Source organism: Rhodovulum viride, assembly GCF_003265965.1.
In the GTDB taxonomy this organism is placed as follows: Bacteria; Pseudomonadota; Alphaproteobacteria; order Rhodobacterales; family Rhodobacteraceae; genus Rhodovulum; species Rhodovulum kholense.
In genome coordinates this window covers 128973-143382 of sequence record NZ_MUAV01000001.1, presented here as the reverse complement: position 1 = coordinate 143382, position 14410 = coordinate 128973, and the positions used below count along the sequence as shown (strand labels likewise).

Genomic DNA, 14410 nt, shown 5'->3' with positions numbered 1-14410 from the left:
ATCCTTGCAGGATCCCTGGTGGCGGCTTCGGCCGGCGCAGCGGGGGCGGCGGCCGTCAGCCTCGACTGCGTGGCGCAACTGACCTGCGTCAGCAATCTGGAAGCGGGCAGCACGGGCTGTCAGCCGACCGAGCTGCGCTATGCGCTGGAGGTCGGGCGCAAGACCGGCGCCAAGGTGGTGATGACGCCCGAGGGCGCCGACGAGACCGGGCGGTTCTACGAATTCCGCCGCCTGCCCGGCACCGAGGGCGTGCGCCTGCAGGCCAGCGGCGGCGGGCTGGAACCCGGCCAGGGCGCGGGCGTGCTGACCGTCTTCGACACGCTCGATTTCGTACTGACCCGGCATGACGCGGTGCTGCTCGACCCCGAGGGCGGCACGCCCCGGACGATTGCCGTCACCGTGCATGGCACCTGTGCCGAAAAGGACTGAAGCCTGTCCGGGCGCAGAGGCGCGCGCCCCGGACCCGTTCGAAGGAGTCACGCCGTGACCCACGCCCCCGAGATCGCGTCCCGGCCGCGGAAACTGGCCGCGCTGGCCGGTCTGCTCGTGCTCTGGGCCGCGCTTGCCCTGCCTGCCGCCGCGCAGACCGCCAGGGACCCCGGCCCGAACGGGTTCGAGATGCGCTGCCATTTCGCAACCGCCTGCCGCGAGGCCGCGCCCTGCGAGGCGACCGATGTGACGGCCGCCGTCAGCGGACGGATCGGCGGCCTGGGGGCGAGCGTTGTGCTGGCGCGGGCCGATCTGAGCCTTTCCGACGGGCGCGTCGAGACCATCGGCACGCTGAGCGGGCCGGGAAGCGGCCCCGGACCCGGCCCCAGACCCGGCGGCACGCTGTTCCTGCAAGGCGGTGCCGGGGCCAAGCGGCACTATATGGCGCTTTCCGGGCCCGCCGCGCGCTACACCGTTCATTCGGCCGAGGGGCCGGTTTCAACGACCTATATCGGGACCTGCGAGTGATGGATTTCCTCAATGCCCTTGTGGCTTTCGCCAATTTCGTGCTGGTCCCGGCCACCGCCTACGGCGCCCAGCTTGCGCTGGGGGCGCTGGGGGTCACGCTGATCTATGCCGTCTTGCGCTTTTCGAATTTCGCCCATGGCGACACCATGGCCTTCGGGACCATGGTCACGATCCTCGTCACCTGGGCGTTGCAGGCGGCCGGGGTCTCGTTCGGGCCGCTGCCCACGGCCCTGCTGGCCCTGCCCTTCGGGATCGCCGGGACCGCGCTGATGGTGCTGGGCACCGACCGGCTGGTCTATCGCTTCTACCGGCAGCAGCGCGCCAAGCCGGTGATCCTGGTCATCGTCTCGATGGGGGTGATGTTCATCCTCAACGGCATCGTCCGGATCATCATCGGGCCGGGCGAACAGAACTTCGCCGATGGCGAGCGCTTCATCGTCACCGCGGGCGAGTTCCGCAAGATGACGGGCCTCTCCGAGGGGCTGGCGATCCGCAGCACCCAGGGGCTGACCATCGTCACGGCGGTCATCGTGGTGGCGCTGCTCTTCTGGTTCCTGACCTATACCCGCACCGGCAAGTCGATGCGGGCCTTTTCCGACAACGAGGATCTGGCGCTGCTGTCGGGGATCAACCCCGAACGCGTGGTGGCGATCACCTGGATCATCGTGGCGGCGCTGGCGACCATCGCGGGCGTGCTCTACGGGCTCGACAAGTCGTTCAAGCCCTTCACCTACTTCCAGCTTCTGCTGCCGATCTTCGCCTCGGCCATCGTCGGCGGCATCGGCAGCCCGCTGGGCGCCATCGCGGGCGGCTTCCTGATCGCCTATTCCGAGGTGATGGTCACCTATGCCTGGAAGAAGGTGCTGACCTATACCCTGCCCGACAATCTGGCGCCTGACGGGCTCGTGCAGCTTCTGAGCACCGACTACAAGTTCGCGGTCAGCTTCGTGATCCTGGTGATCGTGCTGCTGTTCCGGCCGACGGGGCTTTTCCGGGGGAAATCCATATGACCATGCGTGACCGGGCGCTTTTCGCGCTGGTGGCCCTTCTGATCGCGGGCACGGGCTTTCTGCAAAGCTGGAACGCCGCGCTCTTCATCCTGAATTACGGGCTGATCTCGGCGGTGATGGCGCTGGGGGTCAACCTGCAATGGGGCTATGCCGGGCTCTTCAACATCGGTGTCATGGGCTTTTCGGCGCTGGGCGGTCTGGCCGTGGTGCTGATCGCGATGCCGCCGGTGCCCGAGGCCTGGGCCGCGGGCGGCGTCCGCGTCTGGGCCGGGCTGGCCGTCGGGCTCGGCGTCATTGCCGGGGCCATCGCGATCTGGCGAAAGCTGGGCAAGGGCCGTCTGCGCGGGATCGCCATGATCCTCTGGCTCATCGCGGGCTTCTTTCTCTATCGCGCGATCTTCGATCCGGCGGTCGAGGCGATCGAGGCCATCGACCCGGCCGCGACCGGCTATCTGGGCGGGCTCGGCCTGCCGGTGCTGATCGGCTGGCCGGTCGGCGCCCTGCTGGCGGCGGGGGCGGCCTGGGTGATCGGCAAGACCGCGCTGGGGCTTCGGTCGGACTATCTGGCCATCGCGACGCTCGGCATCGCCGAGATCATCATCGCGGTCCTGAAGAACGAGGACTGGCTGAGCCGCGGCGTCAAGAACGTCAACGGCATCCCGCGCCCCGTGCCCTACGAGGTCGATCTGCAATCGAGCGCCGAATTCGTCGCCCGCGCGCAGGACCTTGGGCTGGACCCGCTGACCGCCTCGACCATCTTCGTCAAGCTGCTGTATGCGGGGCTCTTCGCCCTGGTGCTGGTGGTCCTGCTCTGGCTCTGCGAGAAGGCGCTGAAATCGCCCTGGGGCCGGATGATGCGCGCGATCCGCGACAACGAGACCGCCGCCGCCGCCATGGGCAAGGACGTCACCCGCCGGCATCTGCAGATCTTCATCCTCGGCTCGGCCATCTGCGGGCTCGCAGGCGCGATGATGATCACCTATGACAGCCAGCTCACCCCCAGCTCGTTCCAGCCGCTGCGCTTTACCTTCCTGATCTGGGTGATGGTGATCGTCGGCGGGTCGGGCAACAACTGGGGCTCGGTGCTGGGCGGCTTCCTGATCTGGTTCCTCTGGGTGCAGGTGGAACCCCTGGGCGCCTGGCTGATGGGCGTGATCACCTCGGGCATGGCCGACGGCTCGGCGCTGAAGACGCATCTTCTGGACAGCGTCGCGCATATGCGGCTCCTGACCATGGGGGTGGTGCTGCTGGTGGTGCTGCGCTTCAGCCCGCGCGGGCTGATCCCCGAACGCTAGGCCCCGCGCTAGCCGTCGCAGGCGCAGCCGGACCCCACATGGCAGGACCGGCTGCGGCTGATGCAGCTGTCGCCGCAGGCCTTGCCCTTGCTGCAGACCTTGCAGCAATAGACCGGCTGCACCGGCGGCGGGGCCAGCAAAAGCAGCCGCGCCGTCGGCGTCAGAGGCGTCACCCGTCCCTGCCCTTGCGCCAGAGCCTCCCCTGCCCCTAGGATGAGTACCAGAGCGCACAGCGCCCGCATGACCCGTCTGCCCATCGGCATCTCCTCCGTCTTCGGCCCGGTCGTTAATCTTTGTTACCGTCACGGACCGCAGCGGAGCAGTCGGGTTTCATGACCTTGACGGCGGCCGCGCGGGGGCGGCAGGCCGTTCACAAAGAGGGGGACCGGCCAAGATGACCGACATCCTGATCCTCATGCCCGCCGCCGGCGCCTCGTCGCGGATGCGCGGGCGGGACAAGCTGCTCGAGACGGTCGACGGCGAGGCGCTCTTGCGCCGTCAGGCCCGCCGGGCCGGGGCCAGCGGCGCCCCGGTTCTGGTCACCCTGCCCCGCCATGCGGGCGGTCCCAGAGCCGAACAGCTGGACGGGCTGCCGCGCCTCAGGGTCACCCATGTCGACCCGGCCGAGGGCATGGCGGCCTCGCTGCGCGCCGGGGCCGAGGCCGCAGCCGCCGCAGGCGCGCGCGGGCTGATGGTGATGCTGCCCGACCTGCCCGAGATCGAGACGGAGGATCTCCTCCGCCTGATCGAGAGCTTCGCCGAGGCCCCAGACAGCTGCCTGCGCGCCACCGCCGAGGACGGCCGCCCGGGCCATCCGGTGGTCTTTCCGGCACGGCTTTTCCCCGCGCTTGAAACGGTGGCGGGCGATGTCGGCGGGCGCGACCTGCTGGCCCGCGAGACGGTGCGCAGGCTGGCCCTGCCGGGCGGACGCGCCGTCACCGATCTCGACACGCCCGAGGACTGGACCGACTGGCGCGCCCGGGCGGGGCGCTAAAGCTCGCCCAGAACCCGCATCCGGCGGGCATAGGCATAGAACAGGATCGCCATCGCCGCCGCCCCGGCGATCATCGCGTCGCCGAAATAGCCTGCGACCTCGGTCAGGCCGGGCGTCGCGAAGCCGATCAGCCAGACCGCCGCCGTGGTCATCCCCAGGGCCGAGAAGCCCAGCACCCAGGGCGCCGCGCCGACCCTGAGAAACAGCAGCACCGCGCCGAGCAGACCGCCCCAGACCGCGACCGCCCAGGCGCCGTCGACAAAGGCGGGAACAGAGGTGAAATAGGCGGCCTGCGTCTGGGTGAAAAGCTGAAGATACGGCGCCACGCCATATTGCGTCATCACGTAATCGGCGCATCCGGCAAGGTTCCAGAGGATTGCCAGGATCGCCACCGGCATCATGTGCCAGGCCTCGGACTCGTCGGACATTTTCTTTCCCCGGGTTCTCACGCGCGCCGCCGGATCGTGCCGTCTGCATCGGCACCTGTCCAGCGGGTGCGACGTTTTGCAGGGGAAACGCTCCGGGCGCAAGAGCCTGGATTTCATCTGTCGCGGGGCCACGGCCTAAACCAGTGGCGCAATCGCCTGCGGAACGCGCACGGGACGCAGGCGACCCGAGCTGCCCTGGTTGGATCGGCGCCGGCCGACCCGATTTGCCGGTCCCACGCACGTCCCGCCCCGCGATCGGCCAAGCCCCCGCACAGCCGCCCGACCGCCCCCGGATCGGTTGACAAAACCTTAACCCGGGACGCCTTGGGGCGCTACGGCGGAGTATGGCCTAAAGAAGGCATGGCCCTGTCCCCGCCCCGCAGCAGGTGGTCCAGAACCGCGCAAGCCCCGGGGGTTTACCGGCGAAACCGGAAACGATGAGGGCGGTTCGGCGGCGGCACGCCAGGAAAACCCGGCGAACCGGAAACGATGATCCGCCGCGATCCGGCACGCTCCGGATCGGCCTGTCTGACGAAACCGGCGACCGCGACAGAATTTTGCCAAAACAATGCACGCCATTCGGCCGGACCGTTTCGCAAGCCCGCCTTCGTCAAAGAATCGGCCGGGACTCGCCGGGGCCTATTCCGACACGTAGACCTTGAGATTGGTCAGCGAGATCGGCGGCAGCCCCAGCGCCCGCAGCGCCTGCATCGAGACCCGCGTGCCCGCCCCGGGCGAACTGTCGCTGGGCCTCAGCTCGACCTGCGCGCTGGCGCCCGAGACCGGATCGGCCAGACGGCCGCGCCGGGTCTCGTCGACCAGCGGCGTCACCGCCCAGAACCCCGCCTCGTTCGGATCGCCCAGCGAGGCGGTCGTCACGCCCAGCTCGCGTTCAAGCCCGAAGACCGGTGCGGTGGCCTCGGCCAGCCCGGAAGGGGCGGGCGGCACCGCGTCCGACCCGGCAGCCGCCCCGGCCTCGGGACCGGTGGCCTCGGGGACCCCGTCGGTCGGCAGGGTCCCAAGCGCCGAAAGCGGCGCGCCGGGATCGGCCGGGATCTCCTCGGCGGGCGGCGCGGCACCGTCGCCAAGCGGCGTTCCGGCGCCGTTGCACCCGGCCAGCACCAGAGCCAGTCCCAAACCCGGTCCCAGTTTTCTGGCGGCCGTCAGGCCCCGGGTCGTTCCGTCTGCACGCCGCATCGGCGATCTCCTCGATCCCAGCATCGCGCCCCAGCCTAGCGGCTTCGCGCGGCCCCCGAAAGGTGCTTGCCGCGCGCACCCCCTGCCCTTACCTTCTGCGACATGATGCAGCAGCCGCCCCTGATCGACCCCTTCGCCCGCGCCATCACCTATCTGCGTGTGTCGGTCACCGACCGCTGCGACTTCCGCTGTGTCTATTGCATGGCCGAGAACATGACCTTCCTGCCCAAGAAGGACCTGCTGACGCTGGAAGAGCTCGACCGGCTCTGTTCGGCCTTCATCGGGCTCGGGGTCCGGAAGCTCCGGATCACCGGCGGCGAGCCGCTGGTCCGCCGCGACATCCTGACCTTCTTCCGTGCCATGGGGCGGCATCTGGACAGCGGCGCGCTGGACGAGCTGACTGTCACGACCAACGGCTCGCAGCTGGAAAAGCACGCCGCGGCGCTGTGGGAGGCCGGGGTGCGGCGGGTCAATGTCAGCCTCGACACGCTCGATCCCGACAAGTTCGCCCGCGTCACCCGCTGGGGCCGGCTCGATCAGGTCCGGCGCGGGATCGAGGCGGCGCAGGCCGCGGGGCTCCGGGTCAAGATCAACACCGTCGCGCTGAAGGGCTTCAACGAGGACGAACTGTTCGATCTGGTCGACTGGTGTGCCGCCCAAGACATGGACCTGACCTTCATCGAGGTCATGCCGATGGGCGATCTGGGCAACGACTACCGGGTCGATCAGTACTGGTCGGTGCGCGACGTGCGCGCGCGGCTGGAAGACCGCTTCACCACGGTCGATCTGGCCGAACGCACCGGCGGACCCGCGCGCTATGTGCGGCTGGCCGAGACCGGGCAGAAGATCGGCTTCATCACGCCGCTGTCGCATAACTTCTGCGAAAGCTGCAACCGGGTGCGGGTGACCTGCACCGGCGAGCTTTACATGTGCCTCGGTCAGGAAGACCGCGCCGATCTGCGCGCGCCGCTGCGGGCCCATCCGGGCGATGACGGCGCGCTGATCGGGGCGATCCGCGAAGCCATTGCCGCCAAACCCAAGGGCCACGATTTCGACTATTCGCGCCAGCGCGCCGACGGTCAGGTCAGCCGCCACATGAGCCATACCGGCGGCTAGGCCGCGAACCGGTCTCAGGCGATCTCGACCACCGCGTCGATCTCGACCAGCGCATTGGCGGGCAGCGAAGCCACGCAGACCGCCGTCCGGGCATGCTGACCGGCCGTCCCCCAGAGGTCGATGAAAAGCTGCGAGGCGCCGTTGACGACCATCGGCCCGGCCTCGAAGCCCGGCCGCGCCGAGACGAAGCCCCCGACCCGCACGATCTCGCGCACCCGGGCGAGCGAGCCCACCACGGCGCGGATCGAGAACAGAAGGTTCAGCGCGCAGATCCGCGCCGCCGCCTGCGCCTCGGCCAGATCCAGACTGTCATCGGCCGGGCCGAAATAGCGCGGGACGCCCTCCCATTCGCAGATCTGACCCGACAGGAACAGCAGGTTGCCGCTGAGCTTGCCCGGCAGGAACATCGCCCGCGACGGCGCGCTGTCGGGCAGACTGTGGCCCAGCTCTCGCAGCCGTGCTTCGACCGGACAGGCGGTCATGGATGCGGCTCGGGCGCCAGCCGCCGGGCCAGCGCGACCAGCGACAGGTCCGACCCGCGCGGCCCGATCAGCGACACCCCGTAAGGCGCGCCCTCGACCATGCCCGCGGGCAGCACCACCTGCGGCAGCCCGGCCAGCCCCGCGACGCAGAGCAGCCGCATCGCGTCATGGCGGAAGCCCTCCAAGACCTCGTCCGGCGCGTCAAGCGCGAAGGGGGCCGCATGGACCGCGGGCGCCAGCAGGACGGCATCGACCAGCAGTTCCTCGAGATGGGCGGCAAAGGCATGACGGGTGGCGCGGGCCTTGTCGATCTCGGCCTCCTCCAGCGCGGCGGCCGCCGCCACGCGCCCGTCGATCCCGCGCGCCAGCGGCATGCCCGAGCGGCGGATGAACGGCAGAACCGTCTCGCGCGCCTCGGCGCCGTTGGTCACCCGGTAGGCGGCATAGGCCGCGTCCGCGCCCTCGGGATACACCTCGACCTCGCGCGAGGGCATGGTGCCGAAGGCCGCCTCCAGCACCGCGCGCGGCGCCTCGTCAAGCTGGGCCACCATGTCGGCGGGCCAGAGCAGATCGGGTATCTCGGGCAGCGGCACCGGGTCGGGGTCCATCAGCGCCCCGGCCGCGGCCAGAAGCGTCGCGCCGTCCCGCGCGAACAGCCCGGCGGTGTCGTAGCTGGGTGCCAGCGCCATCGCGCCCGCCAGCGGCACCCGGTCATGGGTCGGCCGAAGCCCCCAGGTGCCGCAAAAACTTGCCGGGGCCCGGACCGATCCGCCGGTATCGGTGCCAAGCGCGATATCGGCCAGCCCCGCCGCGACGGCGACGGCCGAGCCCGACGAGGACCCGCCCGGGATGCGGTCGGGGGCCTTCGGGTTCACCGGGATGCCGAAATGGGGGTTCATGCCGTAAAGCGCCCAGGCCAGCTCGTCGGTATGGGTCTTGCCGACGAAGCGCGCCCCCGCCTCCAGCAGCCGCCGGACGGCCGGGGCGGTGGTCTCGGCCTCGGGGCTCGCGGCCAGTTTCAGCGGACAGCCGCAGCCGGTGCGATAGCCCCGGACATCGAACAGATCCTTGACCGCCAGCGTCAGCCCGGACAGCGGCCCATGGGGGGCATTGTCCACCGGCACGGCGGGATAGGGCATGAAGGCATGATAGGCATCTTCTTCGATCAGCATCCGGTCACTCGGCAGGAACGGCCTCGTCGGCGCGCAGACAGGCCACGCGGCGCCGCGGCGCAGGGGTCACGACAGGCGGCAGCCCGGCCCGGCAATCGGGTCCGGCCAGCGCACAGCGCGGCGCGAAGGAACAGGAGGCAGGCCGGGTATCCAGCGCGGGCGGCGCGCCCGGGATCGCGGCCAGCCGCTCCCCCCGTGCCACATCGTGCAGGTTTGCCGCCAGAAGACCGCGCGTATAGGGGTGACGCGGGTCCTTGATGATCTCGCGGGTGGTGCCCTCCTCGACGATCTGGCCGGCATACATCACCGCGATCCGTTCCGAGATTTCCACCGCCACACCGATATCGTGGGTGACGAAGATCACCCCCATTCCGAATTCCTTCTGAAGCTCGCGCAACAAAAGCAGAATCTGGATCTGGACGGTGGCGTCAAGGGCCGTTGTCGGCTCGTCGGCCAGCAAAAGCCGCGGACGGCAGGCCAGAGCCAGCGCGATCATCACCCGCTGGCGCATGCCGCCCGACAATTCATGCGGGTAGTTCTGCAGCCGCCGCTCGGGCGACGGGATCTTGACCCGCTTCAACATGTCCAGAGCGACCTCCATCGCCTCGGACCGGCTGACGCCCTTGTGGCGCATCACCGTCTCGGCGATCTGGGCGCCCACCGTATAGACCGGGTCCAGCGCCAGCGCCGGTTCCTGAAACACCATCGACACGTCGCCGCCGCGATAGCGCTGCAGCGACCGGCCGGAAAGCCGCAGGATGTCGGTGCCCCCGACGCGAATGTCGCCCTCGATCTCGGTCCGTTTCGGCGGCAGAAGCCGCAACAGCGCCTTCAGCGTCACGCTTTTGCCCGAGCCGCTTTCGCCCAGCAGCGCCAGCGTCTCGCCCGGACCCAGCGACAGCGACAGGTCGTTGATGGCATGGACCGTGCGCGCGCCCTTGAAGCGCACCGTCAGATGGTCGATTTCAAGCAGCTTGTCGGTCATGCGATCTTCCCCGCCTTGGGATGGCCGGACGCAGGGTCATGCAGGTGGCAGGCGGCCAGGTGGCCATCCGCGCCGATCTTGCGAAGCTTGGGCACCTTGCGCCCGCACAGCGTCGCCGCGAAGGGACAGCGGGTGTGAAACCTGCAGCCCTCGGGCGGGTCGATGGGGTTTGGCGGATCGCCGGTCAGGGGCGGCTCCTCGGTCCGGTTGTCCGGGTCCATCGAGGGCATCGCCGAGAACAGCGAGCGGGTGTAGGGATGGGCCTGCCGCGCCCAGATGGCATCGACCGGGGCGACCTCGACCACCTCGCCCAGATACATCACCAGCACCCGGTCCGAGATATAGCGCACCACGTTCAGGTCGTGACTGATGAAGATATAGGTCAGCCCGAATTCGGCGCGCAGGTCGGACAGCAGGTTCAGCACCTGCGCCTCGACCGACTTGTCCAGCGCCGAGACCGCCTCGTCCAGCACCACCAGCCGGGGCGACATCGCCAGCGCCCGGGCGATGTTCACGCGCTGCCGCTGGCCGCCCGACAGCTCGTGCGGATAACGCTGGGCAAAGCGCGCAGGATCAAGCCCCACCCGCGCCAGCAGCCCGTGCGCGCGTCCCATCGGGTCCGAAAGGCCCTGCACCCGGGCGCCGAAGGCCACCGACTCCTCGATGGTCAGCCGCGGGTTCAGCGAGGCATAGCTGTCCTGAAACACCATCTGGATGCCGCGGCGCAGCTCGCGCAGGCTCAGCGTGTCGCCCAACGCGTCGCCGTCGAAGATGATGTCGCCCTCGTCGCGGTCGATCAGCCCGACCGCCAGCCGCGCCGTGGTGGATTTGCCGCAGCCGGATTCGCCGACGATGCCCAGCGTCTCGCCCTTGCGGACCTCGAAGGACACGCCGTCGACCGCCTGCACCATCGCGCGGGTGCGCCCGAGGATGCCGCCCCGGATCGGAAAGTATTTCCTCAGGCCCCGCACCGTCAGCAGCGGCTGGCCCGGCCCGCCCCGGTCGGGCAGCCGGTCGTAAAGCTCAGTCGCGGACATTCATCGCACTCCTCACGCCGTCGCTCAGCAGGTTGAGGCACAGCGAGGTGACGAAGATCATCACCCCCGGCAGCGCCGAGAGCCACGGATTGACATAGATCGCCGAGCGCAGCGTGTTCAGCATCAGGCCCCATTCTGGTTCGGGCGGGCGGACGCCGATCCCGAGGAACGAGAGACCCGCCGCGAGGATCATGCAGACGCTGGTCAGCGACGTGGCATAGACGAAGATCGGCGACAGCACGTTGCCGATCACATGGACCCGGATCACCGTCAGCGCACTGGCCCCTGTGGCCCGCGCCGCGTCGATATAGTCGAGGCTCCGGACGCCCGAGGTCACCGCCTCGGCGACGCGGGTGATGGGCGGCACGAAGACGATGGTCAGCGAGACCAGCGAATTGACGATCCCCGCCCCCAGCGCCCCCGAAATGGCGATGGCCAGCAGCACCGAGGGGAAGGCGAAGAAGACATCGACCACCCGCATGATGAGGGTGTTGAGCCGGCCGCCGACATAGCCCGCGACGATCCCGAGGGTCGAGCCGATGAAGAAGGCGAAGACCACCGGCATCAGCCCGATGAACAGCGTCAGCCGCCCGCCATGGATCAGCCGGGCCAGCATGTCGCGGCCCTGTTCGTCGGTGCCAAGCAGATGGCCCGGCGTGCCGATGGGCTTCAGCCGCGCGATCATCGAGCCCTTGTAGGGATCGGCCAGCCCGAGATACGGCGCGAAGATCGCGGCCAGGATCAGCGCCGCGACGACCGCGAGGCACAGCATCGAGACCGGGTCGCGGGCCAGCCGCTGCGCCACGCCCGCCCAGTAGCCCTTGCGCGCCTCTGGGGTCTGAACCGGCTCTAGGGTTTCGGTCAGCGCCATCGGCTCAGCTCCTCTTGATCCGCGGGTCGATGGCGGCCTGGGCCACGTCGACGATGAGGTTCACGGCAACGAAGAACAGCGCCAGCACCAGGATCGTGCCCTGCAACAGCGGCAGGTCGCGCTGGAAGATGGCGTTCGACAGCAGAAAGCCCGAGCCCGGCCAGTTGAACACGGTCTCGATCAGGATCGACCCGCCCAGGAGGTACCCCAGCTGCAGCCCCATCACCGACAGCGCGGTCGCGGCGGCATTGCGGCCCACATGGATCAGCACGTCGAGCCGGCTCATGCCCTTGGCGTAAAGCGCCTGCACGAAATCCATGCTGAGAATGTCGCCCGACAGCGCCCGCACGGTGCGGGCGACGATGCCGATGGGCACGACGGACAGCGTCACCGCGGGCAGGACCAGATGGCGCATATGCTCCCAGTTCCAGGACCAGTCGCGCGAGCCGCCCGGCCCCGCCCCCATCGAGGGCAGCCAGCCGAGATTGACCGAGAAGATGATCACCAGGACGATCCCGAGCCAGTAGTTGGGCACCGACACGCCCGCGATCGACACCGCCGTCACCGCCTTGTCGAGCGCGGTGTCGCGGAAATAGCCCGCGAGGAAGCCCAGAAAGATGCCGATGGGAAAGGCGATGACGGCGGCACTGACGGCCAGCAGCAGCGAATTCTGCACCGCACCGAAGACCTCGCCCGCGACCGGGCGACCGGTCGCGATCGAACGGCCCATGTCGCCCTGCGCGAGATTGCCGACCCAGATCGCATATTGCACCGGCAGCGGCCGGTCGAGCCCGTAGGCCGCGCGCATCGCCGCCTGTTCCTCGGCGGTCGCATCGACCGGCATGATCGCGGTCAGCGGGTCGCCGGGCGCGATCTGCACCAGCAGGAAGCAGATCACCGAAACGCCGAACGCGACCGGCAGCACGAGGATCAGCCGCCTCAGAAAATAGCTGAACATGAAAGGTCTTCTCCTTCGGAAACGGCCCCGCCGCGCGCGGGCGGCGGGGGCGCCGGACCCGGACGGGCCCTTACTCCATCGTGATCGACGAGAAGTTCTGGTACCAGTTCTGCGCCTGCACGAAGCCCTTGACCTTCGGGCTCATCGCGCGCGGCGCCACGTCATGGGTCACCATCAGGAACAGCGCGTCATCGACGAATTTCTCATGCGTGCGCCGCATCACCTCGTCCTGTTCGGCCGGATCGAAGGTGTTGCGGATCTGGCTGAACAGCTCTTCCATCCCGGGGTCGCAGTAATGCCCCCAGTTGGTGCCGTTCGGCGCGATCAGGTCGCAGGACAGGTGCCGGATCAGCCCGGTGAACGGGTCCTGGATGAAGTAGGTGAAGTTGATCGACTGGCTGCCCTCGACCGCCGGATCGGCGGCCCCCGCGCGCCACAGATTGATCATCTGGTTCCACTCGACCACCATGAACTCGACATCGATGCCGACCTCGGCCAGGTTCTGCTGGATGTATTCGTTCATCGGCAGCGGCAGCATCTGGCCCGACCCCGAGGGCGAGATCAGCGCCTTGACCTTCAGCGGCTTGTCGGGGCCGTAGCCCGCCTCGGCCAGCAGGCGCCTGGCCTCGTCGGGGTCATAGCGCACATCGAAGCTGGGCTTGCCGAACCATTGCGATCCGGGCGGCAGGAAGCCCTTGGCGGGCACCATCAGCCCGCCCAGAAGCGCGCCCATGCCCTCGCGGTCGATGGCCAGGTTCGCGGCCTTGCGCACGCGGATGTCGTTCCAGGGCGACCCCTCCAGCCGCGACAGGTGCCAGGTCCAGTTATGCGGATAGGCGTTCGACGAGATCACGAAGCCGTTCGCGGTCATCGCCGGGATGGTGTCGGGCGCGGGCGCCTCGATCCAGTCGACCTGTCCCGACAGAAGAGCGGCCGAGCGCGCGTTCGGTTCGGGCAGCGGGATCAGCACCATCTTGTCGAGCTTCGGCACCCGGGTCTCGTCCCAGTATTCGGCGAAGGGCACCATCTCGGCGCGCTCGCGCGGCACGAATTCCTCAAGCTTCCAGGGGCCGGTGCCCGAGGGCTCCATGGCGACCTGTTCCCAGTCCTTGCCATGAGCCTCCCAGTTGGCCTTCGACGACATCAGGATCCAGGCCAGCTGATAGGGCAGCGTGGCGTCGGGGGCCTTGGTGGTGATTTCCAGCGTCAGCGGGTCGATGGCGCGGTAGCTCGCGACCGCCGGGATCCGCGACTTGCCCTGCGCCGCCTGGCGCGGGTCGTATTGTTCGGACGTGTCGTCCAGCAGCTTGTCGAGGTTCCAGACCGCGCTTTCGGCGGTGAAGTCGGACCCGTCATGAAACTTGACGCCCTCGCGGATCTTGAAGATCCACTTGGTCTTGTCCTCGGCATCGACCGCCCATTCGGTGGCCAGCCCCGGGATCAGGGTCGAGGGCTTGTCGGCCGAGGTCAGGTCCCACTCGATCAGCGAGTCGTAGACCGTGTAGCCCATGAACCGCATGCCCTCTCCGCCTTGGTCGGTCTGGCCGGTGGTCAGCGGAATGTCGGCCGCGGTCATGCCGATGCGCAGCGTGCCCTGCGCCAGCGCCGTCTGCGCCGAAAGCAGCCCGGCCGTCAGCATCAGCGCAGAGAAACTTTTCTTTATTCCAAGCACCTTGGACCTCCTTGTTGCGTTCCAAGGGCGGTCCCCGCCGCCCTGTCCCGGGGCCACTGTGCCCGAGAGGGTCCGGGACGGCAGGCGCAAGGGGGCGGGATTCAGCCCCCAAAACCGGCAATTGCCTTAAATTCGATCAGTCTGGCGCCATGTGCTGAAATGGAATGCCACCCGAGCGGCGTCCGGGACCGTCCCGAATCGAACCTTCCCCAAGGGGAAGGTCCTCCGGGCCGCGG

16 protein-coding genes are annotated in these 14410 nt (G+C 68.9%); 6 read left to right on the top strand and 10 right to left on the bottom strand.

Annotated elements, in window-relative coordinates:
* Positions 1 to 18 precede the first annotated feature (18 nt).
* The 4 genes from BYZ73_RS00655 to BYZ73_RS00640 are packed head-to-tail and all read left to right on the top strand — an operon-like array spanning position 19 to position 3262.
* Positions 19 to 429 (top strand): hypothetical protein, encoded by a 411-nt coding sequence (locus tag BYZ73_RS00655; protein WP_112314502.1) that lies wholly within the window; start codon positions 19 to 21, stop codon positions 427 to 429.
* A gap of 54 nt (positions 430 to 483) precedes the next feature.
* The gene (locus BYZ73_RS00650; RefSeq protein WP_112314501.1) at positions 484 to 957 is read left to right on the top strand and encodes a hypothetical protein; all 474 of its coding nucleotides are present in this window, start codon (positions 484 to 486) and stop codon (positions 955 to 957) included.
* Positions 957 to 1967 carry a branched-chain amino acid ABC transporter permease gene (locus BYZ73_RS00645; RefSeq protein ID WP_108023395.1) on the top strand — a complete coding sequence of 337 codons (1011 nt, stop codon included), beginning with the start codon at positions 957 to 959 and terminating at the stop codon, positions 1965 to 1967. Before BYZ73_RS00650 ends, BYZ73_RS00645 begins: the two co-directional genes overlap by 1 nt.
* A 2-nt stretch (positions 1968 to 1969) precedes the next feature.
* Complete coding sequence (locus BYZ73_RS00640) at positions 1970 to 3262, top strand: branched-chain amino acid ABC transporter permease (RefSeq protein ID WP_108023705.1); 1293 nt, start codon at positions 1970 to 1972, stop codon at positions 3260 to 3262.
* 8 nt (positions 3263 to 3270) lie between these two features.
* Here BYZ73_RS00640 and BYZ73_RS22315 read toward each other — a convergent pair whose 3' ends face one another.
* Positions 3271 to 3519: a hypothetical protein gene (locus BYZ73_RS22315; protein ID WP_146176212.1), complete on the bottom strand. Its 249-nt coding sequence runs from the start codon at positions 3517 to 3519 to the stop codon at positions 3271 to 3273.
* 137 nt (positions 3520 to 3656) lie between these two features.
* On the opposite strand from BYZ73_RS22315, the gene BYZ73_RS00635 reads away from it, so the two are divergent.
* Complete coding sequence (locus BYZ73_RS00635; protein WP_108023393.1) at positions 3657 to 4256, top strand: nucleotidyltransferase family protein; 600 nt, start codon at positions 3657 to 3659, stop codon at positions 4254 to 4256.
* Here BYZ73_RS00635 and BYZ73_RS00630 read toward each other — a convergent pair.
* Both BYZ73_RS00630 and BYZ73_RS00625 read right to left on the bottom strand, forming a co-directional pair.
* Positions 4253 to 4684: a hypothetical protein gene (locus BYZ73_RS00630; protein ID WP_108023391.1), complete on the bottom strand. Its 432-nt coding sequence runs from the start codon at positions 4682 to 4684 to the stop codon at positions 4253 to 4255. The two genes, BYZ73_RS00635 and BYZ73_RS00630, sit on opposite strands and share 4 nt — an antisense overlap.
* Before the next feature lie 639 nt (positions 4685 to 5323).
* Positions 5324 to 5881 carry a hypothetical protein gene (locus tag BYZ73_RS00625; protein ID WP_112314500.1) on the bottom strand — a complete coding sequence of 186 codons (558 nt, stop codon included), beginning with the start codon at positions 5879 to 5881 and terminating at the stop codon, positions 5324 to 5326.
* Between the two features lie 105 nt (positions 5882 to 5986).
* Here BYZ73_RS00625 and moaA point away from each other — a divergent pair, with 105 nt between their 5' ends.
* Positions 5987 to 6997: a GTP 3',8-cyclase MoaA gene (gene moaA, locus BYZ73_RS00620; protein ID WP_112314609.1), complete on the top strand. Its 1011-nt coding sequence runs from the start codon at positions 5987 to 5989 to the stop codon at positions 6995 to 6997.
* Positions 6998 to 7011: 14 nt separating this feature from the next.
* Here the strand turns inward: moaA and BYZ73_RS00615 are convergent, their stop codons facing one another.
* The 7 genes from BYZ73_RS00615 to BYZ73_RS00585 form a co-directional block, all read right to left on the bottom strand.
* Positions 7012 to 7479 (bottom strand): RidA family protein, encoded by a 468-nt coding sequence (locus BYZ73_RS00615; RefSeq protein ID WP_112314499.1) that lies wholly within the window; start codon positions 7477 to 7479, stop codon positions 7012 to 7014.
* Positions 7476 to 8651: an amidase gene (locus BYZ73_RS00610; protein WP_112314498.1), complete on the bottom strand. Its 1176-nt coding sequence runs from the start codon at positions 8649 to 8651 to the stop codon at positions 7476 to 7478. Before BYZ73_RS00610 ends, BYZ73_RS00615 begins: the two co-directional genes overlap by 4 nt.
* Positions 8652 to 8655: 4 nt before the next feature.
* Complete coding sequence (locus BYZ73_RS00605) at positions 8656 to 9636, bottom strand: ABC transporter ATP-binding protein (protein ID WP_112314497.1); 981 nt, start codon at positions 9634 to 9636, stop codon at positions 8656 to 8658.
* Entirely contained in the window at positions 9633 to 10673 is a 1041-nt protein-coding gene (locus tag BYZ73_RS00600; RefSeq protein WP_112314496.1) for an ABC transporter ATP-binding protein, read from the bottom strand. The genes BYZ73_RS00605 and BYZ73_RS00600 overlap by 4 nt, the downstream gene beginning before the upstream one ends.
* Complete coding sequence (locus tag BYZ73_RS00595) at positions 10660 to 11544, bottom strand: ABC transporter permease (RefSeq protein ID WP_112314495.1); 885 nt, start codon at positions 11542 to 11544, stop codon at positions 10660 to 10662. Before BYZ73_RS00595 ends, BYZ73_RS00600 begins: the two co-directional genes overlap by 14 nt.
* A 4-nt stretch (positions 11545 to 11548) precedes the next feature.
* Positions 11549 to 12502, bottom strand: coding sequence for an ABC transporter permease (locus BYZ73_RS00590; protein WP_112314494.1), 954 nt, complete (start codon positions 12500 to 12502; stop codon positions 11549 to 11551).
* A gap of 70 nt (positions 12503 to 12572) precedes the next feature.
* Positions 12573 to 14174 (bottom strand): ABC transporter substrate-binding protein, encoded by a 1602-nt coding sequence (locus tag BYZ73_RS00585; RefSeq protein WP_245943014.1) that lies wholly within the window; start codon positions 14172 to 14174, stop codon positions 12573 to 12575.
* Positions 14175 to 14410 lie beyond the last annotated feature (236 nt).

What these genes read in the sequence shown, in the direction of transcription:
- BYZ73_RS22315 (WP_146176212.1), bottom strand. Translation starts at nt 3,519, where the DNA reads ATGGGCAGACGGGTCATGCGGGCGCTGTGCGCTCTGGTACTCATCCTA.
- BYZ73_RS00600 (WP_112314496.1), bottom strand. Translation starts at nt 10,673, where the DNA reads ATGTCCGCGACTGAGCTTTACGACCGGCTGCCCGACCGGGGCGGGCCG.
- BYZ73_RS00605 (WP_112314497.1), bottom strand. Translation starts at nt 9,636, where the DNA reads ATGACCGACAAGCTGCTTGAAATCGACCATCTGACGGTGCGCTTCAAG.
- BYZ73_RS00615 (WP_112314499.1), bottom strand. Translation starts at nt 7,479, where the DNA reads ATGACCGCCTGTCCGGTCGAAGCACGGCTGCGAGAGCTGGGCCACAGT.
- BYZ73_RS00625 (WP_112314500.1), bottom strand. Translation starts at nt 5,881, where the DNA reads ATGCGGCGTGCAGACGGAACGACCCGGGGCCTGACGGCCGCCAGAAAA.
- moaA (WP_112314609.1), top strand. Translation starts at nt 5,987, where the DNA reads ATGCAGCAGCCGCCCCTGATCGACCCCTTCGCCCGCGCCATCACCTAT.
- BYZ73_RS00590 (WP_112314494.1), bottom strand. Translation starts at nt 12,502, where the DNA reads ATGTTCAGCTATTTTCTGAGGCGGCTGATCCTCGTGCTGCCGGTCGCG.
- BYZ73_RS00640 (WP_108023705.1), top strand. Translation starts at nt 1,970, where the DNA reads ATGCGTGACCGGGCGCTTTTCGCGCTGGTGGCCCTTCTGATCGCGGGC.
- BYZ73_RS00610 (WP_112314498.1), bottom strand. Translation starts at nt 8,651, where the DNA reads ATGCTGATCGAAGAAGATGCCTATCATGCCTTCATGCCCTATCCCGCC.
- BYZ73_RS00595 (WP_112314495.1), bottom strand. Translation starts at nt 11,544, where the DNA reads ATGGCGCTGACCGAAACCCTAGAGCCGGTTCAGACCCCAGAGGCGCGC.
- BYZ73_RS00635 (WP_108023393.1), top strand. Translation starts at nt 3,657, where the DNA reads ATGACCGACATCCTGATCCTCATGCCCGCCGCCGGCGCCTCGTCGCGG.
- BYZ73_RS00630 (WP_108023391.1), bottom strand. Translation starts at nt 4,684, where the DNA reads ATGTCCGACGAGTCCGAGGCCTGGCACATGATGCCGGTGGCGATCCTG.
- BYZ73_RS00645 (WP_108023395.1), top strand. Translation starts at nt 957, where the DNA reads ATGGATTTCCTCAATGCCCTTGTGGCTTTCGCCAATTTCGTGCTGGTC.